This window comes from Actinacidiphila glaucinigra, assembly GCF_900188405.1.
Classification (GTDB): Bacteria; Actinomycetota; Actinomycetes; order Streptomycetales; family Streptomycetaceae; genus Actinacidiphila; species Actinacidiphila glaucinigra.
This window is the reverse complement of record NZ_FZOF01000001.1, coordinates 355,257-380,656: the sequence shown is the minus strand read 5'-3', so window position 1 is coordinate 380,656 and position 25,400 is coordinate 355,257. Positions and strand designations below refer to the sequence as shown.

Sequence of the window (25,400 nt, the reverse complement as noted above, 5' to 3'; positions counted from 1 at the left end):
TCCTCAGGTCGCCAGCGACACGTCGGTCGCCTTGACCAGCGCCACGACCTGGGCGCCCTCGGCGACGCCCAGCTCGTCGAGGGCCTCCCGGGTGATCACGGCGGTCAGCTCGCGGCCGCCCCCGAAGGCGACCCGCACGCTCGCCATGGCCTCGCCCGACGTCACTGCGGTGACGGTCCCGGGGATGCGGTTGCGGATGCTGATGCCCTGCGCCGGAGCCGTCGCCAGGGAGACCTCCGTCGCCTTGATCAGCACGGTCACCCCGCCGCCGGGGATGATGCCGAGCTCCCGCACGGCCTCGGCCGTCACGGCCGCCGTGAAGTCCGGTCCCCCGCCGTCGAGGCGGACCGTGACCACGGCCATCACCTCGCCGGGAACCACCGAGGCGACCTTGCCGTCGATCTGGTTGCGAATGCTCAGTGCCATGAGCGGCACCGTAAGCCCGTCCGCGGCGCGCCGCGCGGAACGACCCGCCGCCCGCCCCGGGCCCGGGCGGCGGTGCTGCCCCGCCGGCGGCGGCTCAGGCGGTGACCAGGTCCGCCCAGCGGGTGAACCCGGCGCAGTCGGCACGGATGCCGTGCCGTGTCGAGAGGGCGCCCACGATGCCGAGGCCCCGGCCGTGCTCGTCCGGGTCGGTGGATCCCCCCGGCATGCATGGTCGGGCCGACGGGCCCGAGTCGGTCACCTCGATGTGCAGGGCGCTGTGCCCGTCGACCTCCGTCCAGCAGATGCGCAGGGAGGCGGGGCCGTCGGCGTGCACGATCGCGTTCGTGGTCAGCTCGGATATGACCAGCAGCGCGTCCTCGGCGACCTCCGGGCACAGCTCCCACTCCGCCAGCACGCCCCGTACCCGCCGGCGCACCACGGACAGGGCGCCGGGGATGTGCGACAGCGCGCAAACGTGCACATCCTCGCGCTGCGGCATCGTCTCGGGCTCTGCCGCCATGGTGTCCTCCTCCCAGGGAATCCCGCCGGGTGGACTCCCGGGCCTGGACGAAAGCTTCCGAGACAGGACATCGCGGGTCAATGAATCGGGGTCGCCATTGTCGAACGCCGCCCTCGTAGGCCGAACGACCTGCGGAAACGCGCTGATGCCCATCGTGGTTGCCGGGGATAGCATCGACGTATGGCCGGCCCGCTGCAGTCCATCGAACGGGCGGCGGCGATCCTCAGGCTCCTGGCCGGCGGTCCCCGCCGGCTCGGGCTGGGCGAAGTGGCCGCCTCCCTCGGACTGGCGAAGGGCACGGCGCACGGCATCCTGCGCACCCTCCAGCACGTGGACTTCGTCGAGCAGGACCCGGCGACCGGGAAGTACCAGCTCGGGGCGGCCCTGCTGCACCTGGGCACCAGCTACCTCGACGTCAACGAGCTGCGGTCCCGGTCGATCAACTGGGCCGACGCGCTGGCCGCCCGCAGCGGCGAGGCGGTACGCCTCGGCACCCCGCTGGAGGGCCAGGTCCTCGTCGTCCACCACGTCTTCCGGCCCGACGACAGCCTCCAGACGCTCGACGTCGGCGCCCTGCTGCCGCTGCACGCCTCCTCGCTCGGCAAGATCCTGCTGGCGTACGGGGCGGCGCCGCTGGAGCCGCTGCTGAAGGAGGAGCTGGAGGCGTACACCCGGCACACCCTGGCGGTCCCGGAGGACCTGAGCCGCGCCCTCGCCGAGGTCCGCGAGCAGGGCTGGGCGGCGGAGGTCCAGGAGATGTCGATGGGCGAGGCCGGGGTCGCGGCGCCGATCCGCAGCTCGGGCGGCCTCGTCGTGGGCGCGATCGGCCTGTCCGGCCCGGTCGAGCGGATCTGCGACACCCGGGGCCGCCCGCAGGCGTCCCTGGTCACGCTGCTCCGGGAGGCCGCGCGGGCGATCTCCAGGGACCTCGGCGCCGCCCGCTGGTGAGGCCCGCCCGCACCCCCGGACACGAAGGGCACGCGGAACAGAGGGAACACGAGGGACACAGGAAGCACGAGAAGCGCGAAGGACACGAGGAACACGAGGAACCCGAGGAACCCGAGGGACGCAGCGAACGCGGCGAAGGCACCGGAAAGCATGGGAAAGCATCGGAAAGCAGGCCCCAACCATGGTTGAACGGTATGTGCTGTCCATCGACCAGGGCACCACCTCCACCCGATGCATCCTCTTCGACCACCGGGGCCGCCTGGTGTCGGTCGCCCAGCGCGAGCACCAGCAGCACTTCCCCCGGCCCGGCTGGGTCGAGCACGACGCCCTGGAGATCTGGCGGAACCTGGAGCGCATCGTGCCGCAGGCGCTGTCCTCCGCCGAGATCGCGGCGGACGAGGTCGCCGCGATCGGCATCGCCAACCAGCGGGAGACGACCGTGCTGTGGGACCCGAGCACGGGCGTACCGCTGGGCCGGGCCATCGTCTGGCAGGACACCCGTACCGCGCCGCTCGTCGAGCGGCTGCGCAAGGATCCCGGCGACGAGTTCTTCCTGGACCGCTGCTGCCTGCCGCCCTCCACCTACTTCTCCGCGCCGCGGATCCGCTGGCTCTTCGACGAGGTGCCCGGGCTGGAACAGCGCGCCCGCGACGGAGAGCTGCTCTTCGGGACGATGGAGACCTGGCTGATCTGGAACCTGACGGGCGGGGTCGACGGCGGCCTGCACATCACCGACGCCACCAACGCCAGCCGCACCATGCTGATGAACATCCACTCGCTGACCTGGGACCAGGACCTGCTGGACTTCTTCGGCGTCCCCCGCGCGATGCTCCCGGAGATCCACGCCTCGGCCGAGAACTACGGCGCGGCACGGACCATCCTGCCCGGGGTCCGCATCACCGCCGCCCTCGGGGATCAGCAGGCGGCGCTCTTCGGTCAGACCTGCTTCTCCCCCGGCGACGCGAAGTGCACCTACGGGACCGGCAGCTTCCTGCTGCTCAACACCGGTTCCAAGATGATCAGGTCACGGCACGGGCTGCTCTCCACGGTCGCGTACAAGATAGACGACCAGCCCGCGGTCTACGCCCTGGAGGGCTCGATCGCCGTCACCGGCTCGCTGGTGCAGTGGTTCCGCGACCGCCTCGGCCTGATCAGCAGCGCCCCGGAGATCGAGACCCTCGCCCTGACCGTCGAGGACAACGGCGGCTGCTACATCGTGCCCGCCTTCTCCGGTCTCTTCGCCCCGCACTGGCGCAGCGACGCCCGCGGCGTCATCGTCGGCCTCACCTCGTACATCACCAAGGGGCACCTGGCCAGGGCCGTCCTGGAGGCCACCGGCTGGCAGACCCGCGAGGTGGTCGACGCCATGAACGCCGACTCCTCGATCGGGCTGAAGGAGCTCAAGGTCGACGGCGGCATGACCGCCGACAATCTGCTGATGCAGTTCATCGCCGACGTCCTCGACGTCCCCGTGGTCCGCCCCATGGTCGCCGAGACGGTGTCCCTGGGCGCCGCCTACGCCGCCGGCCTGGCCTCCGGCTACTGGCCGGACCTGAAGGTGCTGCGGAACAACTGGCACCGCGCCGGGCAGTGGCTGCCCGACATGGACCCCGGGCGCCGCGAGGCCGAGTACGAGAACTGGCAGCGCGCCGTCGAGCGCTCCATCGGCTGGATCAGACAGCCCGGGGCCCCGTGACCGGGGGCGTGGCCAGGGCCACCGCCCTGCCGGTCACCCGCACCCGCGGGTCCCCCGGGTCGACGCCCACCAGCAGCTCGCTCGGGCGGCCCATGTCCTCGCCCTGCCGCACCACCACCCGGGCCGGCTCCGCCACCAGGCCGAGTTCCCGCAGGTAGCCGCCGAAGGCCGCCGCTGCCGCGCCGGTCGCCGGGTCCTCGACGACCCCGCCCACCGGGAAGGGGTCGCGGGCGTGGAAGCGGTCCGGGGCCTCCCGCCAGACCAGGTGCACGGTGGTCCACCCGTGGCGGCGCATGACGTCGGCGAGGGCCTCGAAGTCGTACGCGAGGTCCGCCAGCCGGTCCCGCGCGGCGGCGGCCAGCACCAGGTGGTGGACCCCTCCGAACGCCACGTGCGGCGGCAGCGCGGGGTCCAGCTCGCCGCGCTCCCAGCCGAGCGCGGCGAGCGCCGCGTCCAACTCGGCGTCCGCGGCCGGGCGGGACCGGGTCGGCACGCTGGTGAGCGTGGCCTGCAGCGCCCCCTCGCCGCCGGCGGCGGTCAGCACGGGAATCTCCCCCGCCGGGGTGTCGAAGACCAGCTCACCGGGCCCGATGCGCTCCGCCAGCGCGACGGCGGTCGCGACGGTCGCGTGACCGCAGAAGTCGACCTCGGCGAGCGGGCTGAAGTAGCGCAAGGTGAACCGCCGCCGGGCGGGGTCCGCTTCCGTGACGAACGCCGTCTCGGAGTAGCCGACCTCTGCGGCGAGGGCGAGCATGCGCGGCTCGTCGAGGCCCGAGGCGTCGAGGACGACGCCCGCCGGATTGCCCCCCGCGGGGTCGGAGCTGAAGGCGGTGTAGCGCAGCACGTCGGTACCGGTTCCGGATGTCATGCCGTCCACGCTGCCACAACCCGCGTTTCCGCGTCTCCGGACCGGCCGCGACCCTGCGGGCCGCACAGCGCCTCCCCCAGGCACGGTTGAATGTGCGGGTGACGAACCGGGACGACGCGTACGTGGCACAGGCCGCCGGGCTCGTCCCCGTACTCCTGGATCAAGTGGCGGCCGGGGCCGGGACCGAGAGCACCTGGGACGAGTTGTGGGACCTGCTGTGCGTCGGGGGCGAAACCCTTCGCCCCGGAAGTACCGGCGCGTTGCCGCGTCTGGTCGCACTGGCCCGGAGCGAACCGGAAGCGCTGGACCTGGCCGGGGCGATCGTGCGCCGCGCGATGGCAGAGGACGAGAGCGGGTGCGTGTTCGCCGGGAGCCCCCACGTCATCGAGGAGCTGCGCGAACTGATCGACCGGCATCTCCTCACCGATCCGGCCGACTTCAGCTGGGGCTTCCGCACCCTCCTCGCGATCGAGCGGCAGTTCCACTGGAGCGCCGTCCTCGACGACTTCGGCGACGATTTCTACGAGGTGGCCTGTCCACACTGCCATGTGACCGTCACCATCGCCATCGGCGCGTACGGCCGCTACTCCGCCTACCGGGACTGGGACGCCGGCGACATCGACAGGCGCGAATTGCGGCCGGCGTCCGCCGCGGAACTCGACGGCACCGGGCGGTGGATGTACGACCTCGCGGTCCGGTACGGCCGGGACCGACTGGCCGAGGGAATCACGTACCTCATGGGCCGCGCGGAGTGCCCCCGTTGCGCCTGCGTGTTCCGCGTGGCGGACGAGTACGCGGCCGCCAACCTCCCCCCGGCGGTTCCGGATTGCCCTCGGCGCGGTGAGAGCTGATCAGCCGCCGGGTATCGGCGCCAAGCCCTCGACGAACCGGGCGGTCTCCAGGAACTCCGGCGTCAGCCGGACCCCGGTGACGCGCTCGGCGAGAGCGAAGGCGGCCGCGGTGACCACGTCCAGGTCGTCCACGCCGTCCTCCTCCGTGGTGAAACCCACCTCGCGCATGGCAGTCACCAGGCTGTCCGGGTCGCTGCCGTCCCGGTGGTGGGCGAACAGCGGCTCGAAGTGCAGCCGCGACTGCCCGTTCTCGAACCAGTTGAAGTGGTCGACGGCGTTGACGTTCCGGAAGTGGGACACGACCGTGCGCCCGACGGACAGTGGCGTCAGCGCTCCGCCGAGCGTCCCGATGTAGCCGTTGGGCTCCAGCATCACCGACCAGCCGTCGAGGGCTGCGACTCCGATGTATCCGTGGCTGCCCTGGTGCACCAGGGCCGCTTCGTAGGCGTGGTCGTCGAGCGTCCCGGCCCCGGTGCAGTGCCCCCGCACCTCGGCCCTGAGCACCCTCAGCACCTCTGCCGGCGCGATCCCATGCACCAATGTGACGCAGTACCCCTCGGCAAGGCGGGCGAAGTCCGCTTCGAACCAGCGGTAATCCTCGGCAGTGGGACTCGTCATGGCGCAAGCGTCCCACCCGAACAGGCCGGATCTTGCCTTTCCAGCATTCTCTGACGACGGTCAGAGAATGGAACCAGGGCAGATCGATGTGGTGCGCAGGTTCAACCGCGCGGTCACCCGGCGGGTCGGCGCCTTGAGCGACGAGTACCTATCGCGGGACCGGTCGCTCGGGCTGTCGCGGCTGCTGTGGGAGGTCGAGCCGGACGGGTCCGAGGTACGCGTGCTCCGCTCGCGACTGGCTCTGGACTCGGGGTATCTGAGCCGGCAGCTGCGGCGGCTGGAGTCGGACGGCCTGGTGACCACGGACCCCGACTCGGACGACGGACGGGTGCGGAAGGTGCGCCTGACCGAGGCCGGCGTCGCGGAGCGGGCAACGCTGGACCTCGCGTCGGACGAACTGGCGGCGTCGATCCTCGATCCGCTGACCGACGGCCAGCGCGGGCACCTGGTGGCGGCGATGACGGAGGTCGAGCGGCTGCTGCTGGCCTCGCAGGTGCGGATCGAGATCACGGACCCACGCGCCCCTGACGCCCGGTACTGCCTGCGCTCCTACTTCGAGGAACTGCAACGGCGCTTCGACACCGGGTTCAACCCCACCCGCAGCATCTCCGCGAGCGACGACGAGATGACGCTGCCGAACGGGTTGCTGCTGGTGGCCACCGCGCAGGGCACTCCGGTGGGGTGCGGGGCGCTCAAGCTTCACGCCGAGACGCGGATCGCGGACGTGAAGCGGATGTGGACCTCGCCCGACACCCGCGGGCTGGGTCTGGGTCGCCGCATCCTCGAACGCCTCGCAGACGAGGCGACCACCCGCGGCATGCAGACGCTGCGACTGGAGACCAACCGCACGCTCACGGAGGCCAGGCACCTGTACGAGACCGCGGGATTCACACAGATCGAGGCCTTCAACGACGAGCAGTACGCGCACCACTGGTTCGAGCGGAACCTCGAACGCTGAGACAGACCACCCGCGCGCTCGCCACCGCGGCCGTCGACAGGCTCCATTAAGCCGCGGTCAGCCGTGACAGGCGACCCTGAGACGGCCCCACGATGCTGCTCGTCCTGCTGGGCGACTCCGGCGGCTGCACTAAGGCTTCGGTCAACTCGGAACCGCTGGCACCGATGACGCAGTTGTTGAAAAGGCTCACCCGCGGGTTCGCGATCAAATGGTGATTGTCGGCAGACGGCCGTTTCCCAACGCCCTTCTCAGACAAAGGCGATAGCGGCTCCGGTCGCGATCGAGAGTTTCGCGGCCTGGAGGAGTTGCAGGCAGACATACGATTCGACGCCGTAACGCTGCCATCTCTCGGTGGTCGGCTCTTCGGCATCGGCGACTTCGAAGACCTCTTCGGAGTGCGGATCGAGGTCTTCGGGAAGACCGAGGGCTTCAGCGAGCCGACGGGTTTCCGCCAGCAGTCGCACCGAGGAGCCGAGGTAGCCGCCCCGCGCCTTCTTGTCGACGATGACATGAGCGAAGTCGACGGGGACGTAGTAGCCCTCGCAGTCCGAATGATGGATCAGATGATCGAACGGTCCAGGAGGATCACCTGGGAGAGCCTTGTAGACCTTGCTCAGGAGCGGGTCGTCAGTCGCACGCTGGGCTTGATCCAACGGCTCGGGAAGACGCCCGTCCGTCGCAAGATGGACGGCAAGACGACGAACGGTGTGCAAGCCCGAGTAGCCCCACATCTCGAACTCTGCGTCATCTGCCACAACCAGATCAGGCTCGGTCCACTGTCGTGCTCCCGTACGTTCCAGTAGCTCGCCGATTGCAGCGAAGTCAGCGCGGATCATCTCGGTGTAGTCGTCCTCGGCATCAACGAGTACCCCGACCACCATGTTCAAACCCATGGCCCGATCTTGCCAGCGGCGATCGGACGACCGCACCCGACCCTGCTGCCTCCGCTGCCGACCGGTCGTTGCGGACGGTACCTCCCAGTCGGGACCCGGGGCCGGTGGATGTCTGTGGGGCCGAGACAGGCCGAGGCTGCTGCGTGCCAGTACGCCTCGGCCTGGACGACTCAGCTCTGGAACACCACGCTGTGACGACGGACCGCGAACAACTGATGTCGGCGTTGGAGCGGCTCGGAAGCCGCGCGGCCGAGAGCGCTCGTGCTGCTCTCCGCGAGGGGGCTGGCTTCTGGTTCTTTATCGGTTCAGGCGTTCCGGCCAACCACCATTTGAGAATCTTTCGGGTCCGGGAACAGATCTTGAGCAAGCGTGCCCCGGCAAGCGAGCGGCACAAGTGGGTCTCCGATGCTCTGCCTGCCTTCTCCGCTGCCGGCGACGCTGCCCTCCAACTGGGGGAGATTCGCCACGGCGACGGGCGTCACTTCTTCCTCTACATGACATCCGACCTCGGTCGGTGCGTGGCCTGTCTGTGACGCGGGCGACCAGCGCGGGCGTTGCCGTGATCTTTGGCCGGTGGCCTGCCTGAGCTGGGGTCGAGCATGATCCGGGGGCCATACGCCGGCCGCGAATCGGGCTGGCTCCTGCAGCCTCGGACGAGCGGCTCGTCGTCCCGGTGGTCCCGATGCCGGCGGAACGGTCGCCGCCTTCGTCCTCGGACGGCCCAGGTGAGTTGAAACGACGCCGGACCGGCAGCATCCCGCTGCCGGCCCGGATCGCATCGCATCGCCCTCAGAAAACCCCGCCGGCCTGCGGCTACAGGTTCGGGAGGTTCTTGCGGAGCTCGAAGGCCGTGACCTCGGAGCGGTACTCCTCCCACTCCTGCTTCTTGTTGCGCAGGAAGAAGTCGAAGACGTGCTCCCCCAGCGTCTCGGCGACCAGCTCGCTGCGCTCCATGAGGGAGATGGCCTCGCCCAGGTTCTGCGGGAGGGGCTGGATGCCGAGCGCGCGGCGCTCGCCGTCGGAGAGGGCCCAGACGTCGTCGTCGGCGCCGGGCGGGAGCTCGTAGCCCTCCTCGATGCCCTTGAGGCCCGCGGCCAGGAGGACGGCATAGGCGAGGTAGGGGTTGGCGCCCGAGTCGAGGGAGCGGACCTCGACGCGGGTGGAGCCGGTCTTGCCGGGCTTGTACATCGGGACGCGGATCAGCGCGGAGCGGTTGTTGTGGCCCCAGCAGATGTACGACGGTGCCTCGCCCCCGGCGCCCGCGGTGCGGTTGGCGCCGCCCCAGATGCGCTTGTACGAGTTGACCCACTGGTTGGTGACCGCGGAGATCTCGTCCGCGTGCCGCAGCAGGCCCGCGATGAAGGAGCGGCCGACCTTTGACAGCCGGTACTCGGCGCCGGACTCGTGGAAGGCGTTGCGGTCGCCCTCGAAGAGGGAGAGGTGGGTGTGCATGCCGGAGCCGGGGTGCTGGCTGAAGGGCTTGGGCATGAACGTGGCGTTCACGCCCTGCTCCAGCGCGACCTGCTTCATGACCAGCCGGAAGGTCATGATGTTGTCGGCGGTGGACAGCGCGTCCGCGTACCGCAGGTCGATCTCCTGCTGGCCGGGGGCGCCCTCGTGGTGGGAGAACTCCACCGAGATGCCCATCGACTCCAGCATCGTGATGGCCTGGCGGCGGAAGTCCTGGCCCACGTTCTGCGGGGTGTGGTCGAAGTAGCCGGAGTTGTCGGCGGGCACCGGCACGGTGCCGTCCAGCGGCAGGTTCTTCAGCAGGAAGAACTCGATCTCGGGGTGCGTGTAGAAGGTGAACCCGAGGTCGGAGGCCTTGGCCAGGGACCGCTTGAGGACGAAGCGGGGGTCGGCGTACGACGGGGAGCCGTCCGGCATGAGGATGTCGCAGAACATCCGGGCGGTGCCGGGGGCCTCGGCGCGCCACGGCAGGATCTGGAAGGTGCCGGGGTCCGGCTTGGCGATCATGTCCGACTCGTACACCCGGGCGAAGCCCTCGATCGCGGACCCGTCGAAGCCGATGCCCTCGTCGAAGGCCTGCTCCAGCTCGGCCGGCGCCACGGCGACCGACTTGAGATAACCCAGCACGTCGGTGAACCACAGCCGCACAAAACGGATGTCGCGCTCCTCGAGGGTGCGGAGCACGAACTCCTGCTGCTTATCCATAGCTATCCAACCTCACAGGTCATGGGGCCTGTTGTCCGTGCCGGCTCGAGCGAGGGCCAGACCAGTATCGCGCCACGGGATTACCGGACTGTTTCGGCGGCGGCCGGTACCGCCGGACACCCCTCGCCACCATTGTGATGCACCCTTGCGATCTTGACACAGGGGGACGACCCCGGAAAGGCCCGTCCGCCACGGCTTCCGGGGCCGAGTGCGCGACCCCACAGGCGTCGCCCACGACATCGCGTCGATTTGACGATTACACTGAGCGGCGTGCCTCAACTTCGCCTCGCCCTGAATCAGATCGACTCCACCGTCGGCGACCTCGCCGGGAACGCGGAGTCGGTAGTGCGCTGGACCCGGCACGCGGCCGAACAGGGAGCCCACCTCGTGGCCTTCCCGGAGATGGCGCTGACCGGGTACCCCGTGGAGGACCTCGCCCTGCGCTCCTCCTTCGTCGAAGCCAGCCGTGCCGCCCTGGAGGCCCTCGCCGAGCGCCTGGCGGCCGAGGGCTTCGGAGAGCTGCCGGTGGTCGTCGGCTACCTCGACCGCAGCGAGAAGGCCCAGCCCCGCTACGGCCAGCCCGCCGGCTCGCCGCGCAACGCCGCGGCCGTTCTGCACGGCGGGAAGGTCGTACTCAAGTTCGCCAAGCACCACCTGCCGAACTACGGCGTCTTCGACGAGTTCCGCTACTTCGTGCCCGGCGACACCCTCCCGGTGATCCGGGTGCACGGGGTCGACGTCGCCCTCGCCATCTGCGAGGACCTGTGGCAGGACGGCGGCCGCGTGCCCGCCGCCCGCACCGCCGGCGCCGGGCTGCTGCTCTCCGTCAACGCCTCCCCGTACGAGGTGGCCAAGGACGACACCCGCCTCGACCTGGTGCGCAAGCGCGCCCAGGAGGCCGGCTGCACCCTCGCCTACCTCGCCATGATCGGCGGACAGGACGAGCTCGTCTTCGACGGCGACTCGATCGTCGTCTCCGAGGACGGCGAGGTGATCGCCCGCGCCCCGCAGTTCGAGGAGGGCTGCGTCCTGGTCGATCTCGACCTGCCCGCCGCGGACACCACGAAGGTGCCGGGCGGCATCGCCGACGACGGCCTGGAGATCGAGCACGTCACCCTCTCCACCGAGCCGCTCCCCGCGTACGAGCCCGAGGTGCACGGCGGCGAGGCCCCGCGGCTGGGCGACGACGAGGAGGTCTACACCGCGCTGGTCGTCGGCCTGCGGGCGTACGTCGCCAAGAACGGCTTCCGCTCCGTGCTGATCGGCCTCTCCGGCGGCATCGACTCCGCCCTCGTCGCGGCCATCGCCTGCGACGCCGTCGGTGCGGCCAACGTGTACGGCGTCTCCATGCCGTCGCGGTACTCCTCCGACCACTCCAAGGACGACGCCGCCGAGCTGGCCCGGCGCACCGGCCTGAACTTCCGCACCGTGCCGATCGGCCCGATGTTCGACGCCTACATGGCCTCCCTGGGGCTGACCGGGCTGGCGGAGGAGAACCTCCAGTCCCGGCTGCGCGGCACGACGCTGATGGCCATCTCCAACCAGGAGGGGCACATCGTCCTGGCTCCGGGCAACAAGAGCGAGCTGGCGGTCGGCTACTCCACGCTGTACGGCGACTCGGTCGGCGCGTACGGGCCCATCAAGGACGTCTACAAGACGACCGTCTTCCGCCTCGCGCGGTGGCGCAACCAGGCCGCGGCGGAGCGGCGCCAGACCCCGCCGATCCCCGAGAACTCCATCTCCAAGCCCCCGAGCGCGGAGCTGCGCCCCGGCCAGGTCGACACGGACTCCCTGCCGGACTACGACGTCCTGGACCGGGTGCTGGCGATGTACGTCGACCAGGACAAGGGGCGCGACGCGATCGTCGCCGCAGGGTTCGAGGGGGAGCTGGTGGCGAAGGTGCTGCGGATGGTGGACACGGCGGAGTACAAGCGGAGGCAGTATCCGCCGGGTACGAAGATCTCGGCGAAGGGGTTCGGGAAGGACCGCAGGCTCCCCATCACGAATCGCTGGCGCGAGCACGCGTGACGCTGCGCCGGCGGTCCGGGGTGGCGTCCGGGTACCCCTTGCGGCCCGTCGCTGTGTGCCGCGCCGTTGCGGTTGCGGCTCCTCCCCCGCCCTTTCCCGCCCTCCGGCCGGGGGATCCCGTCCGGAAAGGTCGGTGCGGGCCTGCCCGAACCTGAGTCGGGCCCCGGTCCGGGGCGGCGCCGAATGATGACGCCCGCGGGCGGGTGCGGGTTCGTCTCACGCCCTTCGGGCGTAAAGCAGCCGGCTGCGGACGGGAAGGTGAGGGCGGGCCTGCCTCTGCGCGGTGCGGGTGGGCGGGTGGGCGGGTGATGGTGGTGAGGGTTCAGGCCCCGGATCGGGGCCGGTTGTCCGTACGGTTCCGCTCTCGTCGCCGTCCGCGGGTGCAGACGGCCGGCGGCCGCGCCCACGGTTTGTGGGTGGCGCGCCCGCCGTAACCGGCGTCTGCGGTTGCTTCCCCGGCGAGCGGCGGACTCGGCCGGCCTTCCCCGCCTCGAAGATCGGGCTCTGTTTCGCGGAACGGCTCAACAGCACCCAGAACCAGCCGCGGACGCCGGTTACGGCGGGCGAGCCCACCACACAGCGAGGGCGTGGAAGCGGCCATCTGCACCCGCGGACGGCGACGAGACCCCAGCCACCGGAGAGGGAACCCGCTCCGGAGCCTGAACCCCCGCCCCGCGCCCACCCGCACCGCGCCGACCCACCCCGGGCCCCCACTCGCCCTTCCGCAGCCCGCATCTTTGCGCCCGCAGGGCGCGAGACGGCGGATCAGCCGGCGACAGCGGAACCAGCCGGACCGGCGGACGGGCGGACCGGCGGACGGGCGGCCCGGCGGCCCGCCGGCGCCCGCCGTCAGCCCACCCGCTCCGCGGACCGCACCACGGCGTCGGACGCCACGACGACCCGGGACGAGGACGACGCCGCCCCCGACCCCCTCGCCGCGCGCCGCTCCCACAGCCCTCCGGCCGTGGCGATCCCCACCCCGATGACCGCCAGCCCCGCGCCCGCCACCGCCGGGGCGGTGTACCCGAGGCCGTGCGCGAGCACGACCCCGCCGAGCCAGGCACCGCCCGCGTTGGCCAGGTTGAACGCGGCCTGGTTCGCGGCGGAGGCCAGCGCCGGGGCGTGCCGGGCCTTCTCCATGACGAGCATCATCATGGGCGACCCCGCGGCGAACGCCGCGACCCCGAGCAGGACGACCGTGAGCGCCGCGCTCCAGCGGGCGTGCAGGGTGACCGTGAACAGCAGCAGGACGATCGCGAGCGCGCCGAGCCCGCCGAGGAGGGCGGGCCGCAGGGCGCGGTCGGCGAGGCGGCCGCCGAGGAGGTTGCCGATCGTCGCGCCGACGCCGAAGAGGGCGAGGACCAGGGTGACGCTGCCCTCCCCGAACCCGGCGACCTCCGTGAGCATGGGCGTGACGTAGCTGTAGACCGCGAAGACCGCGGCGAAGCCGAAGATCGTGGTGGACAGCGTCAGCCAGACCTGCCCGCTGCGGAAGGCCGACAGCTCCCGGCGCAGTCCGCCGCCCGGGGCGAGCGGGATGCGGGGGACGAGCAGGGCGATCCCGGCGATGGCGACGAGGCCGATGACGCCGACGGTGAGGAAGGTCGCGCGCCACCCGAGGTGCTGGCCGAGGAGGGTCGCGGCGGGGACGCCCACGATGTTCGCGACGGTGAGCCCGGCGATCATCAGGGAGACCGCACGGGCCTTGCGCGCGGGGTCGACCATGCCCGCGGCGACGACCGCGCCGACGCCGAAGAAGGCGCCGTGCGGGAGTCCGGACAGCACGCGGCCGGCGAGCAGCCAGCCGAAACCGGGGGCGAGCGCGGAGAGGGTGTTGCCGACGGTGAACAGGCCCATGAGGGAGAGCAGCAGGGCCTTGCGCGGCATCCGCGTGGTGATCGCGGCGAGGAGGGGGGCGCCTATGACGACGCCGAGGGCGTAGCCGGAGACGAGGTAACCGGCGGTCGGGATGGAGGTGTGCAGATCGTCCGCGACGTCGGGCAGCAGGCCCATCATCACGAACTCCGTCGTACCGATGCCGAATGCGCTGATCGCCAGTGCGAGCAGGGCGAGAGGCATGACAGGCCTTTCCGGGGCAGGGTTGTGTGCAGCTATAAGTTTAACTGCGGAACAAAGTCTGCCCGGCCCGTTCTTCCCGTGGGCGAAGAACTCGTTACGGGAGTGCTACCTTCGCGGCGACCGGCCGGTGGTCGCTGCCCGTCGCGGGCAGCACCCACGAGTCGGTCGGCTCCGCTCCCCTGACGAGGATCTGGTCGATGCGGGCGGTCGGGAAGCCGGCCGGCCAGCTGAAACCGAAGCCGTCGCCCGCGGCGCCCTGCGTGGAGCGCATCTGGGATGTGATGTTGGCGAGCGCGCGGTCGTTCATCGTGCCGTTGAGGTCGCCCATGAGGATCACCTCGGGCACCTTCTCGTCCGCCACGGCCTCGCCGAGCGCGTCGGCGCTGCGGTCGCGCTCGCCGGCGGTGAAGCCCGCGTTGAACTTGACCCGCACCGAGGGCAGATGGGCGACGTAGACCGCGACCTTCCCGTGCGGGGTGGCGGCGGTGGCACGCAGGGCGCGGACCCAGCCGAGCCGGATGTCCACCGGCCGCACCTGGCTGAGCGGGTACCTGCTCCACAGGCCGACGGTGCCCAGCCTGGCGTGGTAGGGGTAGCGGGCCTTCAGCCCCGACTCGTAGACGGCGACCTTCCCGGCGGGGATCTCCTCCAGTGCGACGAGGTCGGCCCCGGAGCCGACGAGTGCCTGGGCGGTGCGGGCGGGGTCGGGGTTGTCGGCGTTGACGTTGTGGGTCACCACGGTGAGGTCGCCGCCGCCGGTGTGCTTGTCCGTGAGGAGCCCGCCGAAGAAGTGCAGCCACACCACGGTCGGCAGCAGGACGGCGATCAGCGCGGTGGCCGAGCGCCTCAGCAGCCCGACGGCCAGCAGCACCGGGAGCCCGAGCCCGAGCCACGGCAGGAAGGTCTCCAGCAGGCTGCCCAGGTTGCCGACCCGGTTGGGCACCGCTCCGTGAAAGGCCATCACCACGGTGATCGCGACGGCCAGTACGGCCGTGACGATCCCCCGGCGCCACATGCCGTCGCCGAACGCCCAGTACCGCCGGAAGCGTCCGAAACGTCCGTTCGCACCCGAACCCTGCGGCTTGTCACCGCTGTCGGTGGTCACGTCCGAGTCGTACGCCTGAGCCATGGGGAGAGTCCTCACTGTCTTGCCAGGTGCTCAGTCGACCATAGGGGATCGACGCCCGGAGGACGGGACTCGCCGGGCGACGGGTTCCCCACCGGCCCGCCCACGGGGCGCCCTGTGACAGAACCAGGACATTCCCCCTTGCTCCCTGACGCGTTCAGTTCCCGGCGCGGACACCCTGCAGCACGGCGTCGACGATCAGCTCCGACAGCCCCTCCGGCAGCGCCGCGTCGGGGCGCAGCATCGAGCGGGACAGCATGGGGCCGAGGAAGAGGTCGCCGAGGAGTTCCGGGTCGATGTCCGCGCGGAGTTCGCCGGTGCGGACGCCGCGCCGCAGGACCTCGCCGACCTGCGCGCGCCGGGCCGCGATGACGGTGTCGTGGTAGGCGGCCCACAGTTCGGGCTCGTTCTGGGCCTGGGCGATGACGTTGCGCAGCAGGGCGGAGGAACGCTTGACCAGGGCTCTGCGCCGTATGAACTCGACGCAGGTGACCAGGTCGTCACGGACCGAGCGGCCGGCGAGCCGGGGCGTCTGCTCGTCGACGGACTTCATGACGTCCAGCATCAGCGCGTTCTTGCCCGCCCAGCGCCGGTAGACGGTGGCCTTGCCGACCCCGGCGGCGCGGGCGATGCGCTCCATCGACAGTTCGGCGATCGTGGCGCCCTCCTCCAGCAGGCTGAGGACGGCCTCGATGATCGCGGTGTCGGCGGCGGCGCTGCGCGGGCGGCCGCGTGCGACGCGCACGGAGGGCCCGGGCGGCGTCCCGTCGCCCGGTGCCGTCTCCGCACGGATGTCGGTCACCGCCGCGCCCCCACCGGGCTGGCCTCGCGTTCCTCCCCGCCCGCGGGGCGGGCCCCGGAGCTCCTGCCGGGCAGGAAGAACAGGACGACGAGCATGCCGAGCAGCGCGACACCGCTCGCGACGTAGGCGGTGACGTGCATGGCGTCGAGGAAGGCGTCCGTGGCCGGGGCGATCAGCGCCTTGCCCGCGGGACCCATGCCCTCGGCCACGGCGCGCGTGGCCTCGATGGACTCGCCGGCCCGGTGCTGCACCCCGGCGGGGAGGCCCGTCAGATGGTCCGCGATGCCGTCACGGTAGACCGTCGACATCAGCGAGCCCAGGACCGCAACGCCGAGCGCGCCGCCGACCTGCCGGAAGGTGTTGTTGACGGCGGAGCCGGAGCCGGCCTTCTCGCGCGGCAGGGAGGACATGATGGCGACGGTCGCGGGCGGCATCACGTGGGCCATGGCGGTGCCCATGAGGAAGAACAGCACTTCCAGCAGCCAGATCGGGCTGTCCGCGTCGAGCAGCCGGAAGCCGAGGAAGCTGAGCGCTATCAGCGCGAGCCCGGTGGCGCAGGTGGCGCGGGCGCCGACGCGGTCGACGACCAGCCGGGCGCGGGGGGCGAAGACGAGCTGGGCGAGGGCGAGCGGGAGCAGCAGGAGTCCGGACTCCAGGGCGGTGTAGCCGCGCACGCTCTGGGTGTAGAAGACCATGAAGAAGGTCACGCCCATGAGCGCGAAGAAGACCAGGCCGATCGCGGAGACCGAGGCGGAGAAGGTCGGGTTGCGGAAGTAGGAGACGTCGAACGCGGGGTGGCTGCTGCGGGCCTCGTGCCAGACGAAGGCGCCGAGCACCACGAGGCCGCCGACGATGGGCGCCAGGGCCGTGGGGGCGGTGAAGTCCGCGAGCTGACCGCCCTTGATGATGCCGTACACCAGCAGCACCAGGCCGACGATGGAGAGCAGCACACCGAAGGGGTCGAGCCGGCCCGGCCGCGGGTCGCGCGAGTCCGGGACGAGGAGCACCATCGCGACGAGCGCGACGGCGATGATCGGCACGTTCACCAGGAAGACCGAGCCCCACCAGAAGTGCTCGAGGAGCAGGCCGCCGGTGACCGGGCCGATGGCTATCGCGAGGCCCACCGCACCGGTCCATATGCCGATCGCCTTGGGCTGCTCCTCGCGCTCGAAGACGTTGATGATGATGGCGAGCGTGGCGGGCATCACGAAGGCGCCGCCGAAGCCCATGACCGCGCGGAAGGCGATCAGCTCGCCGGAGGAGCCGGCGAAGGCCGACAGCACCGAGCCGACGCCGAAGACGGCCATGCCGAAGAGCAGCACCTTCTTGCGGCCGAGGCGGTCGCCGAGCAGGCCGGCGGTGAACAGCAGGCCGGCGAAGACCAGCGTGTAGGAGTTGATCGCCCACTCCAGCTGGCTCTGGGTGGCGCCCAGGCCGGTCGGTGCGGGCTCGGCGATCGTCTTCATCGCGACGTTGAGGATCGAGTTGTCCAGGACCACCACGAGGAGGCTGAACAGCAGGACGGTCAGGATCCCCCAGCGGCGGCGGTGGACCGCCTCCGGGACTGCGGGGCTCGGCGGCTGCGCTGTGTCGGCGGGCATGCGGCCAACGTAGACCCGATTTCCGATACGGGACCGTTTCGTATTGTAAAACCTCGGCAAAAGGGGGAGCGGCGGGCGCCCCCTTTGCGCGAACGGCGGCGCGTGTCAGCATGGAAGCGGTCCGGGGACGCCGTGAGGGCGCCTCGAGATGACACAAGGAGCAGTTGCAATGACGCATGCCGTTCCGGCTGCCCAGACGCCCGCTCAGCCCGCTCCCGACAGCAGCAAGGCGCTGTACGGAGGCAAGGGGACACGGCGGATCACCGTCCGGGACATCGCCGCCGCCAAGGAGCGCGGCGAGAAGTGGCCCATGCTCACCGCCTACGACGCCATGACCGCCTCGGTCTTCGACGAGGCCGGCATCCCCGTGCTGCTGGTCGGCGACTCGATGGGCAACTGTCACCTCGGCTACGAGAGCACCGTCCCGGTCACGCTGGACGAGATGACGATGCTGTCCGCCGCCGTCGTGCGCGGCACCAAGCGCGCGATGGTCATCGGCGACCTGCCGTTCGGCTCGTACCAGGAGGGTCCGACGCAGGCGCTGCGCAGCGCGACCCGGCTGGTCAAGGAGGCCGGGGTGGGCGCCGTGAAGCTGGAGGGCGGCGAGCGCTCCGCCCAGCAGATCGAGCTGCTGGTCCAGGCCGGCATCCCCGTGATGGCCCACATCGGCCTCACCCCGCAGTCGGTCAACGCCTTCGGCGGCTACCCGGTCCAGGGCCGCGGCGAGGAGGCCGCCCAGCAGCTGCTGCGCGACGCGAAGGCCGTGCAGAACGCGGGCGCCTTCGCCGTCGTGCTGGAGCTGGTCCCCGCCGAGCTGGCCGCGGAGGTCACCCGCATCCTGCACATCCCGACGGTCGGCATCGGCGCGGGCGTGGAGTGCGACGCCCAGGTGCTGGTCTGGACGGACTTCGCGGGGATGACCGGCGGCCGGGTGCCGCGCTTCGTCAAGCAGTACGCGGCACTGCGCGAGACCCTCGGCGGCGCCGCGAAGGCCTTCGCCGAGGACGTGGTGGGCGGCGCCTACCCGGCCCCGGAGCACAGCTTCCACTGATCTCCCGACGACCTGTCGCGGCGCCACGCGCGACTTCCCCAAAGGCGGTGCGACCCACCGCCGGCTTCCGCCCCGGGAACCCCCTCCCCGGGGCGGAAGTTTTTTCTGAGGACGTTGAGTACACCGCCCCTCGCCTCCGTATGAGTTGGCAACCGCCCACCAGGGGCGGAGCACCGACGAGACAATTGCCGGGGGCCTTGGCATGAACGTTCCGAAGTTGCGCCGATCAGTGGGGGCGGGGGCCTTCGCCTCCGCCGCGCTGATCGTCGCCACCGCCTGCAACGCGGGCGTCGACAATGCCAGTCCCCCGGTGGGCGCGATCCAGGCGTCGCAGCCCGCAGCGGCCCCCGGTCTCCGGACCGTCGACAACGCCCAGCTCGGCAAGCTGGTCACCGACGAGAAGGGCTGGGTGCTGTACCGCTTCGAGCAGGACAAGCCCAACCCGCCGACCTCGACCTGCACCGGCGAGTGCGCGACGCAGTGGCAGCCGGCCGCCGCGGTCTCGGACACCCAGGTGCAGGGCGTGGACCAGAACCTGGTCGGCAGCGTGAAGCGTCCCGACGGCACGATGCAGCTCACGCTCAACGGAATGCCGCTCTACCACTTCGCGGGCGACAAGAACCCGGGCGACACCAAGGGCCAGGGCTCGAACCGCACCTGGTACGCGGCCACCCCGGACGGCGAGAAGGCCGGGGCATCCGCGCAGCCGAAGAGCGCCTCCACCGAGAACGGGTCAGACGGGTACTGATGGGACAGCAGGCATTGAGAGGACTCGACCCCCAGCGATCAGTAGGGCAGGATGCGCTAGTGGCCGACCATCGCTCAGGTGGGGTCCCCGAAGAGGACCTCATGCGGGCGCTCTACCGCGAACACGCGGGTGCGCTCTTCGCCTACGTTCTTCGGCTGGTCGGCGGTGACCGCTACCTGGCCGAGGACGTCGTGCAGGAGACCCTGCTGCGCGCGTGGAAGAGCGCGTCCCGGCTCGACCCGGGCGCCCGTTCCCTGCGGCCCTGGTTGGTGACGGTCGCCCGGCGGATCGTGATCGACGGCCATCGCAGCCGTCAGGCACGGCCACCGGAGGCCTCCCCGGCCGCCCTCGACCAGCTCCCGGCCGAGGACGAACTCGAACGCTCCCTGAGGCTGATGACGATCTCCGACGCACTGGATGATCTCACCGAGGCCCACCGCCAGGTGCTGATCGAAACGTACTTCAAGGGCCGGACGGTCAACGAGGCCGCGGCGGCGCTGGGGGTACCGCCCGGCACCGTGCGCTCCCGCGTCTTCTACGCCCTCCGCTCCCTGAAAATCGCTCTTGAGGAAAGGGGTGTGACCACCTCGTGACGGTCTACGGTTACGGCTCCGGGGCAGGTACCCCCCACGACCCGCACGTCGACGTCGGGGCCTACGTCCTCGGCGTGCTCGACGACGCCGACATGGCGCGCTTCGAGCAGCACCTCGCCATCTGCCACCAGTGCGGGCAGCAGCTCGACGAGTTGAGCGGCCTCGTGCCGGTGCTCGCCGAACTCGCCCCCGCCGGTGCCGGCGCACCTGTCCCGCCCAGCGGCGACAAGGTGCTCGGGCGTCTCCTCGGCAAGGTCTCCGACGAGCGCAAGACCCGCGCCCGGCGCAGGATGTTCGCGCTCGCCGCCTCGGTGGCGCTGATCGTGGCGGCCCCGACCGTCGCGGTGCTGGCCTCCGGCGGCTCGGACGACGCACAGGCCAGGGTGTACGCCGAGCAGTTCAAGGGCGCCGACAACTCCACGGGCGTCAAGGCGACGGTCGGCATCAACGAGAAGAAGTGGGGCAGCGAGGTCGGCCTCACCCTCGCCGGGGTCCAGGGCCCGCTGACCTGCCGCCTGGTCGTCGTCGGAAAGGACGGCTCCCAGCAGACGGTCGGCACCTGGAGTGTCCCGACGGCCGGCTACGGCACCTCCGACCAGCCCAACCCGCTCACGCTGGACGGGTCGGCGGGGATGCAGCCGGACGACATCTCCCGCTTCGACGTCGTCACGTCCCAGGGCCAGCGGCTGGTGTCGGTCACCACGTAGGCCCTGCGGGCCTGATGCCCGACGATGCCGGAGGGGGGACGCGCGCTGCGCGTCCCCCCTCCGGCGTTCTCCGGTGCGGCGCGCGGGCGGCCGGGGGCGTGTCGGTGGGGTGTCGGTGGGGCTGTCAGCGATATGTCGGCGCCGTGTCGGCGACACACGCGACCGTGGCGGCATGACACAACGAGATGCCAAGAGCGCGGACACCGCCGTCAGGGTGCGGGGGCTCGTGAAGCGCTACGGGGAGACGAAGGCCCTCGACGGGGTGGACCTGGACGTGCGGCAGGGGACCGTGCTCGGCGTGCTGGGGCCGAACGGCGCCGGGAAGACGACGCTGGTACGGATCCTGTCCACGCTGATCCGGCCGGACGCCGGCACGGCGACGGTGGCCGGGTACGACGTGCTGACGCAGCCCCGGCAGTTGCGCCGGGTGATCGGGTTGACCGGGCAGTACGCCTCGGTCGACGAGTCGCTGTCGGGCCGCGAGAACCTCTACATGATCGGCCGGCTGCTGGACCTGTCCCGGCGGGACGCCCGCGGCAGGGCGGACGAGCTGCTGGAGCGGTTCTCGCTGACGGACGCCGCCCGCAAGCCCGCCAAGGAGTACTCGGGAGGCATGCGCCGGCGCCTGGACCTGGCGGCGTCGATGATCGGCCGCCCGGCGGTGCTGTACCTGGACGAGCCGACCACCGGCCTGGACCCCCGCACCCGCAACGAGGTGTGGGAGGAAGTGCGGAACATGGTCGCGGACGGTTCGACCGTGCTGCTGACCACGCAGTACATGGAGGAGGCCGAGAAGCTCGCGCACGAGCTGACGGTCATCGACCGGGGCCGGGTGATCGCCGGGGGCCGGGTCGAGGAGCTGAAGGCGAAGGTCGGCGGCCGGACGCTGCAGGTGCGGCCGGTGGACCCCGGGGTGCTGGACGCGATGGCGGCGGCGCTCGGCAGGGGCGCGCAGGCCGTCGCGGACCACGCGGGCGGGGTCCTCAACGTGCCGATCCTCAGCGACGAGCAGCTGACGGAGGTCGTGGCCGCGCTCGGCGCACAGGGCTTCGCCATCGCCGGCATCGACACCCATCTGCCCAGTCTGGACGAGGTGTTCCTGGCCGTCACGCGCGGCAGCGGCACCCAGGAGCGAGAGGAGCTCGCGGCATGAGCGCCGTCACCGTCCCCGCGGGGAACACCAGGGCCGCGGCCGCCGATCCGCGGATCGGGCTGCGCGCCAACCTGCGGCACATCGGCGCCCTCGTGCGGCGCAACGTGCTGCAGATCCGGCAGGACCCGGAGTCGATGTTCGACGCGCTGCTGATGCCGATCGTCTTCACGCTGCTGTTCGTGTACGTCTTCGGCGGCGCGCTCGAGGGCAGCCAGGAGAAGTACGTCAACTACATGGTGCCCGGCCTGATGGCCATGATGGGCATGAACATCGCCATGGCCGTCGGCACGGGCGTCAACTCGGACTTCAAGACCGGGGTGATGGACCGCTTCCGCACGATGCCGATCGCCCGTTCCTCCGTGCTGATCGCGAAGATCGTGGTGGAGATCGGCCGGGCGCTGGTCGCCACCGTGATCCTCCTCCTGATGGGCTTCATCCTCGGACTGCACGTGGACAACGGGGTGTTCGGGCTGCTGGGCGCGGTGGTGCTGTCGCTCGCCTTCGGGGCCTCGCTGATGTGGGTCTTCATCCTCCTGGGTCTGGTCGCCCGGACCCCCCAGTCCGTCCAGGGACTCGCCATGATCGTCGTCCTGCCGCTGCAGTTCGGGAGCTCGATCTTCGCCAAGCCGACGACCATGCCGGGCTGGCTGGAGGCCTTCACCCGCTACAACCCGCTGTCCAACCTCGCGGACGCCTCCCGCAACCTGATCAACGGCGGCGCCGTCGCGCACTCGGCGATGATGACGGTGATGTGGGCCGTGGGCATCACGGCGATCAGCGCGCCGCTGGCGGTGGCGAGGTTCCGCAACAAGACCTGATCCTGGAGGCATGGACCCCGTAGCGGCGCTGGACCGGATCGCCTTCCTGCTGGAGCGGGACGGTGCCCCGACCTACCGGGTCCGTGCCTTCCGCGGCGCGTCCGCCGCGGTCGCCGCGATGCCGCCGGAGGAGCTCCGGCGGCGCGCGGAACGGGCGGGCGGCCTGGAGGAGGTCAAGGGGCTCGGCCCGAAGACCGCCGCGGTCGTCCGGGAGGCGCTGGCGGGCGATCGGCCCGCCTACCTCACCCGGCTGGCGGAGGGCGCCGCGGACGCGGTCCCCCGGCCGGAGGGCGGCGCGGGGCTGCGGATGCGGGCCGCGCTGCGCGGCGACTGCCATCTGCACTCCGACTGGTCCGACGGCGGCAGCCCGATCGAGACGATGGCCCGCACCGCGATGGAGCTGGGCCACGAGTGGGCGGCGCTCACCGACCACTCCCCCCGGCTGACCGTGGCCCGGGGGCTGACCGCCGAGCGGCTGCGCGCCCAGCTGGAGGTGGTGGCCGAGGTCGGCGCCCGCCTCGGCGGCTCCTTCCGGCTGCTCACCGGCATCGAGTGCGACATCCTCGCCGACGGCGCCCTCGACCAGAACGCGGAGCTGCTGGGCCGGCTGGACGTGGTCGTCGCCTCCGTCCACTCCAAACTGCGGATGGACCGGGACGAGATGACCCGGCGGATGATCTCCGCGATCAGCAACCCCCTGGTGGACGTGCTCGGCCACTGCACGGGCCGGCTGGTGTCCGGCAAGCTCCGCCCGGAGTCGGAGTTCGACGCGGACCTGGTCTTCGCCGCCTGTGAGCGCTTCGGGGTGGCCGTGGAGATCAACAGCCGCCCGGACCGCCTCGACCCGCCGCGCCGGCTGCTGCGCAAGGCCGTGGAGGCCGGGGTGCTCTTCAGCATCGACAGCGACGCCCACGCCCCCGGCCAGCTGGACTGGCAGATCAACGGCTGCGCCCGCGCAGAGGAGTGCGGCGTCCCCCCTGAGCGGGTCGTCAACACCTGGGACGCGGACACCCTGCTGCGCTGGACCCGCACCCGCGAGGTGCCGGCGGCGGCCGCTCAGGGCTGAGCCGGTGCCCGGTCCGCGGGCAGCCCGAGGAGGTCGCGCAGGCCCGAGGTGTCCGGTTCGGCTCCCTCCCCGGGGGACACGGCGGCGTCCATGGCCCGGTCCAGGGCGGCATGGACCCCCTCGTCGAACTCCAGGTGCCTGCCGCGTTCCCAGTCCAGCTCCCAGCGGGCCCGGCCGCCCTCGACCAGGGCCGTCAGCACCAGGGAGTACAGCGCGTCCACGGCGTCGGCGCGGGCGCGGGCCCGCAGCGAGTCGTCGAGCAGCATGTGGCCCCCGTGGCCGGGACGCGGCATGCAGTCGACGACCTCCGCCCACTGCCCGGCGTCGACCGCGTCCAGCAGCATCGCGAGGTCCGCGGTCCTGCGCAGGACCGCGCGGCCCGCCCGGAGCACCGGTGTCGCCTCGGTGCCGAGCTCCGCCGTCCCCACCTCGGCGGCCAGGTCCCGCCACGGCAGCTGCCGCAGCTCCGCGGCCCCGGGAAGCGCCAGCACGGTGCGGGCGCCGGTTCCCGCGAGGTCCCTGACGAGGCCGGTTCCCGCCGGCGACGGCTCGCCGGGGAACGTCCCGGCGGCGTCGGCGGGCAGTGCCTCGATCGCCGCGACCCGCTCGCGCATCGGGGGGTGGGAGTCGTAGGGCGAGGTCTTCTCCCGGGGCGGGTCGTCGATCAGCCGCCGCTCCTCCTCCTGCCAGGTGCCGCTGTCCAGGAACGCACGGAAGCCGGAGTGGACCTCCTGGGCCGGGGGGAGCAGACCGAGCGCGGTGCCGATGCCGGCGTACTCGCGAACGTAGCGGGTGTGCGCGGCGTCGAGCAGGGGGATACGGCGCAGGGCGGCGGCGGTGGTGTCCCGTCCGGCGATCCCCGCGGCGGCGCGGTCCGCGGCGAGTTCCCCGAGGCGTGCCTGGGCCTGCGTCGTCCGCAGGCAGAAGCGGGCGTAGCCGGCGAACATCGAGCCCATCGCGTGGCCGATGCCGTTGCCGTCCTCGGCGTACCGCTCCAGGACCCGCATCAGACCGACGCGGTTGCGGGCGGCCAGCCCCGCCAGGACGGTGTGACGCTGGGCGAAGTGGCCGAGTTCATGGGCGATGACCGCGTCGATCTGGCGTTCCGTCAGGCCGGTGAGGAACGGGATGCCCAGCACCATCCGCCGGGGCCCGGGGATCAGCCCGAGCACCCAGGAACTCTGCCAGACCGCCGCCACCGGCTCCGCCACGAGCCAGAGCTCGACGGGGGCCGAGGTCTCCATGGCCTCGGCCACCCGGCGCACACGCGCCCACAGCTCCGGCTGCTCCTGCGCGGTCACCCGAATCCCGTCGGGCCGATGGCGGTTGACGCCGCGGACGGAGGCGAACAGGCCCGACACCAGCGGTGAGGCGAAGGCGACACTGATGCCCAGGAACAGGAAGGTCACATAGCCCTGCCGCAGTGCGACGTCGGTGAGGACGACGTCGGCGGCCACGATCGCCGCGAGCAGGCCGAGGGTCATGACGTAGAAGCCGAGCAGCAGGACGAGCAGCAGGACGGCCTGGAGGAACGCGCGCATGCCGGAAGGAGTCTCCTGGGAACCGGGGAGTCGCACGCGACGGACCGGGCGGCGACGCGTCATGGTATTCCGGCGCCGACCGCCGCTCAACGGGCTTTCCTCGGCGGGGTGGTGAACTCCTCCGCCCGTGAACC

At 71.6% G+C, this 25,400-nt stretch carries 25 protein-coding genes; 14 read left to right on the top strand and 11 right to left on the bottom strand.

What is annotated here, in order from left to right; translation table 11 throughout:
* Positions 1-3: 3 nt before the first annotated feature.
* The gene (locus tag CHF15_RS01770; protein ID WP_089221778.1) at positions 4-426 is read right to left on the bottom strand and encodes a TOBE domain-containing protein; all 423 of its coding nucleotides are present in this window, start codon (positions 424-426) and stop codon (positions 4-6) included.
* Positions 427-520: 94 nt separating this feature from the next.
* Positions 521-946 (bottom strand): ATP-binding protein, encoded by a 426-nt coding sequence (locus CHF15_RS01765; RefSeq protein WP_089221777.1) that lies wholly within the window; start codon positions 944-946, stop codon positions 521-523.
* A 180-nt stretch (positions 947-1,126) separates the two neighbouring features.
* Between CHF15_RS01765 and CHF15_RS01760 the strand changes: the two genes are divergently transcribed.
* On the top strand, positions 1,127-1,894 hold the full coding sequence (locus CHF15_RS01760) for an IclR family transcriptional regulator (protein WP_089221776.1): 768 nt from the start codon (positions 1,127-1,129) through the stop codon (positions 1,892-1,894).
* 181 nt (positions 1,895-2,075) lie between these two features.
* On the top strand, positions 2,076-3,590 hold the full coding sequence (gene glpK / locus CHF15_RS01755; RefSeq protein WP_089221775.1) for a glycerol kinase GlpK: 1,515 nt from the start codon (positions 2,076-2,078) through the stop codon (positions 3,588-3,590).
* On the opposite strand, the gene CHF15_RS01750 is transcribed toward glpK, so the two are convergent.
* Positions 3,568-4,458 carry a PhzF family phenazine biosynthesis isomerase gene (locus CHF15_RS01750; protein ID WP_089222168.1) on the bottom strand — a complete coding sequence of 297 codons (891 nt, stop codon included), beginning with the start codon at positions 4,456-4,458 and terminating at the stop codon, positions 3,568-3,570. The genes glpK and CHF15_RS01750 overlap by 23 nt on opposite strands.
* A gap of 98 nt (positions 4,459-4,556) precedes the next feature.
* Here CHF15_RS01750 and CHF15_RS01745 point away from each other — a divergent pair, with 98 nt between their 5' ends.
* Positions 4,557-5,309, top strand: a complete 753-nt coding sequence (locus tag CHF15_RS01745; RefSeq protein WP_089221774.1) for a hypothetical protein — start codon at positions 4,557-4,559, stop codon at positions 5,307-5,309.
* On the opposite strand, the gene CHF15_RS01740 is transcribed toward CHF15_RS01745, so the two are convergent.
* Positions 5,310-5,927: a DUF6461 domain-containing protein gene (locus tag CHF15_RS01740; protein ID WP_143681510.1), complete on the bottom strand. Its 618-nt coding sequence runs from the start codon at positions 5,925-5,927 to the stop codon at positions 5,310-5,312.
* A gap of 67 nt (positions 5,928-5,994) precedes the next feature.
* On the opposite strand from CHF15_RS01740, the gene CHF15_RS01735 reads away from it, so the two are divergent.
* Together CHF15_RS01735 and CHF15_RS46340 are read left to right on the top strand one after the other, a co-directional pair.
* The gene (locus CHF15_RS01735; protein WP_089221772.1) at positions 5,995-6,885 is read left to right on the top strand and encodes a bifunctional helix-turn-helix transcriptional regulator/GNAT family N-acetyltransferase; all 891 of its coding nucleotides are present in this window, start codon (positions 5,995-5,997) and stop codon (positions 6,883-6,885) included.
* 92 nt (positions 6,886-6,977) lie between these two features.
* Positions 6,978-7,100 carry a hypothetical protein gene (locus CHF15_RS46340; RefSeq protein ID WP_265737378.1) on the top strand — a complete coding sequence of 41 codons (123 nt, stop codon included), beginning with the start codon at positions 6,978-6,980 and terminating at the stop codon, positions 7,098-7,100.
* A gap of 33 nt (positions 7,101-7,133) precedes the next feature.
* On the opposite strand, the gene CHF15_RS01730 is transcribed toward CHF15_RS46340, so the two are convergent.
* Complete coding sequence (locus tag CHF15_RS01730) at positions 7,134-7,778, bottom strand: hypothetical protein (RefSeq protein ID WP_089221771.1); 645 nt, start codon at positions 7,776-7,778, stop codon at positions 7,134-7,136.
* 143 nt (positions 7,779-7,921) lie between these two features.
* Here CHF15_RS01730 and CHF15_RS01725 point away from each other — a divergent pair, with 143 nt between their 5' ends.
* Positions 7,922-8,311, top strand: a complete 390-nt coding sequence (locus CHF15_RS01725) for a hypothetical protein (protein ID WP_143681509.1) — start codon at positions 7,922-7,924, stop codon at positions 8,309-8,311.
* A gap of 280 nt (positions 8,312-8,591) precedes the next feature.
* Here CHF15_RS01725 and CHF15_RS01720 read toward each other — a convergent pair whose 3' ends face one another.
* Positions 8,592-9,953, bottom strand: a complete 1,362-nt coding sequence (locus CHF15_RS01720) for a glutamine synthetase family protein (RefSeq protein ID WP_089221769.1) — start codon at positions 9,951-9,953, stop codon at positions 8,592-8,594.
* A gap of 270 nt (positions 9,954-10,223) precedes the next feature.
* Between CHF15_RS01720 and CHF15_RS01715 the strand changes: the two genes are divergently transcribed.
* Complete coding sequence (locus CHF15_RS01715; protein ID WP_089221768.1) at positions 10,224-11,981, top strand: NAD+ synthase; 1,758 nt, start codon at positions 10,224-10,226, stop codon at positions 11,979-11,981.
* Between the two features lie 849 nt (positions 11,982-12,830).
* Here the strand turns inward: CHF15_RS01715 and CHF15_RS01710 are convergent.
* The 4 genes from CHF15_RS01710 to CHF15_RS01695 form a co-directional block, all read right to left on the bottom strand.
* Entirely contained in the window at positions 12,831-14,060 is a 1,230-nt protein-coding gene (locus tag CHF15_RS01710) for an MFS transporter (protein ID WP_089221767.1), read from the bottom strand.
* A gap of 94 nt (positions 14,061-14,154) precedes the next feature.
* On the bottom strand, positions 14,155-15,075 hold the full coding sequence (locus CHF15_RS01705; protein ID WP_375822002.1) for an endonuclease/exonuclease/phosphatase family protein: 921 nt from the start codon (positions 15,073-15,075) through the stop codon (positions 14,155-14,157).
* 268 nt (positions 15,076-15,343) lie between these two features.
* Positions 15,344-15,988, bottom strand: coding sequence for a TetR/AcrR family transcriptional regulator (locus CHF15_RS01700; protein WP_089221765.1), 645 nt, complete (start codon positions 15,986-15,988; stop codon positions 15,344-15,346).
* Complete coding sequence (locus CHF15_RS01695) at positions 15,985-17,589, bottom strand: DHA2 family efflux MFS transporter permease subunit (protein WP_089221764.1); 1,605 nt, start codon at positions 17,587-17,589, stop codon at positions 15,985-15,987. Before CHF15_RS01695 ends, CHF15_RS01700 begins: the two co-directional genes overlap by 4 nt.
* 169 nt (positions 17,590-17,758) lie before the next feature.
* Between CHF15_RS01695 and panB the strand changes: the two genes are divergently transcribed.
* The 7 genes from panB (at position 17,759) to CHF15_RS01660 (ending at position 23,725) form a co-directional block, all read left to right on the top strand.
* Positions 17,759-18,640 (top strand): 3-methyl-2-oxobutanoate hydroxymethyltransferase, encoded by an 882-nt coding sequence (gene panB / locus CHF15_RS01690; protein ID WP_018556940.1) that lies wholly within the window; start codon positions 17,759-17,761, stop codon positions 18,638-18,640.
* 202 nt (positions 18,641-18,842) lie between these two features.
* A complete protein-coding gene (locus CHF15_RS01685; RefSeq protein ID WP_089221763.1) occupies positions 18,843-19,388 on the top strand; it encodes a hypothetical protein in 546 nt (181 codons plus the stop codon).
* On the top strand, positions 19,388-19,981 hold the full coding sequence (locus tag CHF15_RS01680) for a sigma-70 family RNA polymerase sigma factor (RefSeq protein ID WP_089221762.1): 594 nt from the start codon (positions 19,388-19,390) through the stop codon (positions 19,979-19,981). The genes CHF15_RS01685 and CHF15_RS01680 overlap by 1 nt, the downstream gene beginning before the upstream one ends.
* Positions 19,978-20,688, top strand: coding sequence for an anti-sigma factor family protein (locus CHF15_RS01675; RefSeq protein WP_245938621.1), 711 nt, complete (start codon positions 19,978-19,980; stop codon positions 20,686-20,688). Before CHF15_RS01680 ends, CHF15_RS01675 begins: the two co-directional genes overlap by 4 nt.
* A gap of 172 nt (positions 20,689-20,860) precedes the next feature.
* A complete protein-coding gene (locus tag CHF15_RS01670) occupies positions 20,861-21,841 on the top strand; it encodes an ATP-binding cassette domain-containing protein (protein ID WP_089221761.1) in 981 nt (326 codons plus the stop codon).
* Positions 21,838-22,659, top strand: coding sequence for an ABC transporter permease (locus tag CHF15_RS01665; RefSeq protein WP_089221760.1), 822 nt, complete (start codon positions 21,838-21,840; stop codon positions 22,657-22,659). The genes CHF15_RS01670 and CHF15_RS01665 overlap by 4 nt, the downstream gene beginning before the upstream one ends.
* A gap of 10 nt (positions 22,660-22,669) precedes the next feature.
* Positions 22,670-23,725 carry a PHP domain-containing protein gene (locus tag CHF15_RS01660; protein ID WP_089221759.1) on the top strand — a complete coding sequence of 352 codons (1,056 nt, stop codon included), beginning with the start codon at positions 22,670-22,672 and terminating at the stop codon, positions 23,723-23,725.
* Here CHF15_RS01660 and CHF15_RS01655 read toward each other — a convergent pair.
* The gene (locus CHF15_RS01655) at positions 23,716-25,266 is read right to left on the bottom strand and encodes a M48 family metallopeptidase (RefSeq protein WP_179279613.1); all 1,551 of its coding nucleotides are present in this window, start codon (positions 25,264-25,266) and stop codon (positions 23,716-23,718) included. The genes CHF15_RS01660 and CHF15_RS01655 overlap by 10 nt on opposite strands.
* Between the last annotated feature and the right edge of the window lie 134 nt (positions 25,267-25,400).

Coding starts and splice junctions, on each gene's coding strand:
- panB (WP_018556940.1), top strand. CDS start 17,759: ATGACGCATGCCGTTCCGGCTGCCCAGACGCCCGCTCAGCCCGCTCCC.
- CHF15_RS01665 (WP_089221760.1), top strand. CDS start 21,838: ATGAGCGCCGTCACCGTCCCCGCGGGGAACACCAGGGCCGCGGCCGCC.
- CHF15_RS01770 (WP_089221778.1), bottom strand. CDS start 426: ATGGCACTGAGCATTCGCAACCAGATCGACGGCAAGGTCGCCTCGGTG.
- CHF15_RS01750 (WP_089222168.1), bottom strand. CDS start 4,458: ATGACATCCGGAACCGGTACCGACGTGCTGCGCTACACCGCCTTCAGC.
- CHF15_RS01685 (WP_089221763.1), top strand. CDS start 18,843: ATGAACGTTCCGAAGTTGCGCCGATCAGTGGGGGCGGGGGCCTTCGCC.
- CHF15_RS01710 (WP_089221767.1), bottom strand. CDS start 14,060: ATGCCTCTCGCCCTGCTCGCACTGGCGATCAGCGCATTCGGCATCGGT.
- CHF15_RS01680 (WP_089221762.1), top strand. CDS start 19,388: ATGGGACAGCAGGCATTGAGAGGACTCGACCCCCAGCGATCAGTAGGG.
- CHF15_RS01765 (WP_089221777.1), bottom strand. CDS start 946: ATGGCGGCAGAGCCCGAGACGATGCCGCAGCGCGAGGATGTGCACGTT.
- CHF15_RS01760 (WP_089221776.1), top strand. CDS start 1,127: ATGGCCGGCCCGCTGCAGTCCATCGAACGGGCGGCGGCGATCCTCAGG.
- glpK (WP_089221775.1), top strand. CDS start 2,076: ATGGTTGAACGGTATGTGCTGTCCATCGACCAGGGCACCACCTCCACC.
- CHF15_RS01655 (WP_179279613.1), bottom strand. CDS start 25,266: ATGCGCGCGTTCCTCCAGGCCGTCCTGCTGCTCGTCCTGCTGCTCGGC.
- CHF15_RS01705 (WP_375822002.1), bottom strand. CDS start 15,075: ATGTGGCGCCGGGGGATCGTCACGGCCGTACTGGCCGTCGCGATCACC.
- CHF15_RS46340 (WP_265737378.1), top strand. CDS start 6,978: ATGCTGCTCGTCCTGCTGGGCGACTCCGGCGGCTGCACTAAGGCTTCG.
- CHF15_RS01735 (WP_089221772.1), top strand. CDS start 5,995: ATGGAACCAGGGCAGATCGATGTGGTGCGCAGGTTCAACCGCGCGGTC.
- CHF15_RS01720 (WP_089221769.1), bottom strand. CDS start 9,953: ATGGATAAGCAGCAGGAGTTCGTGCTCCGCACCCTCGAGGAGCGCGAC.
- CHF15_RS01695 (WP_089221764.1), bottom strand. CDS start 17,589: ATGCCCGCCGACACAGCGCAGCCGCCGAGCCCCGCAGTCCCGGAGGCG.
- CHF15_RS01670 (WP_089221761.1), top strand. CDS start 20,861: ATGACACAACGAGATGCCAAGAGCGCGGACACCGCCGTCAGGGTGCGG.
- CHF15_RS01730 (WP_089221771.1), bottom strand. CDS start 7,778: ATGGGTTTGAACATGGTGGTCGGGGTACTCGTTGATGCCGAGGACGAC.
- CHF15_RS01660 (WP_089221759.1), top strand. CDS start 22,670: ATGGACCCCGTAGCGGCGCTGGACCGGATCGCCTTCCTGCTGGAGCGG.
- CHF15_RS01740 (WP_143681510.1), bottom strand. CDS start 5,927: ATGACGAGTCCCACTGCCGAGGATTACCGCTGGTTCGAAGCGGACTTC.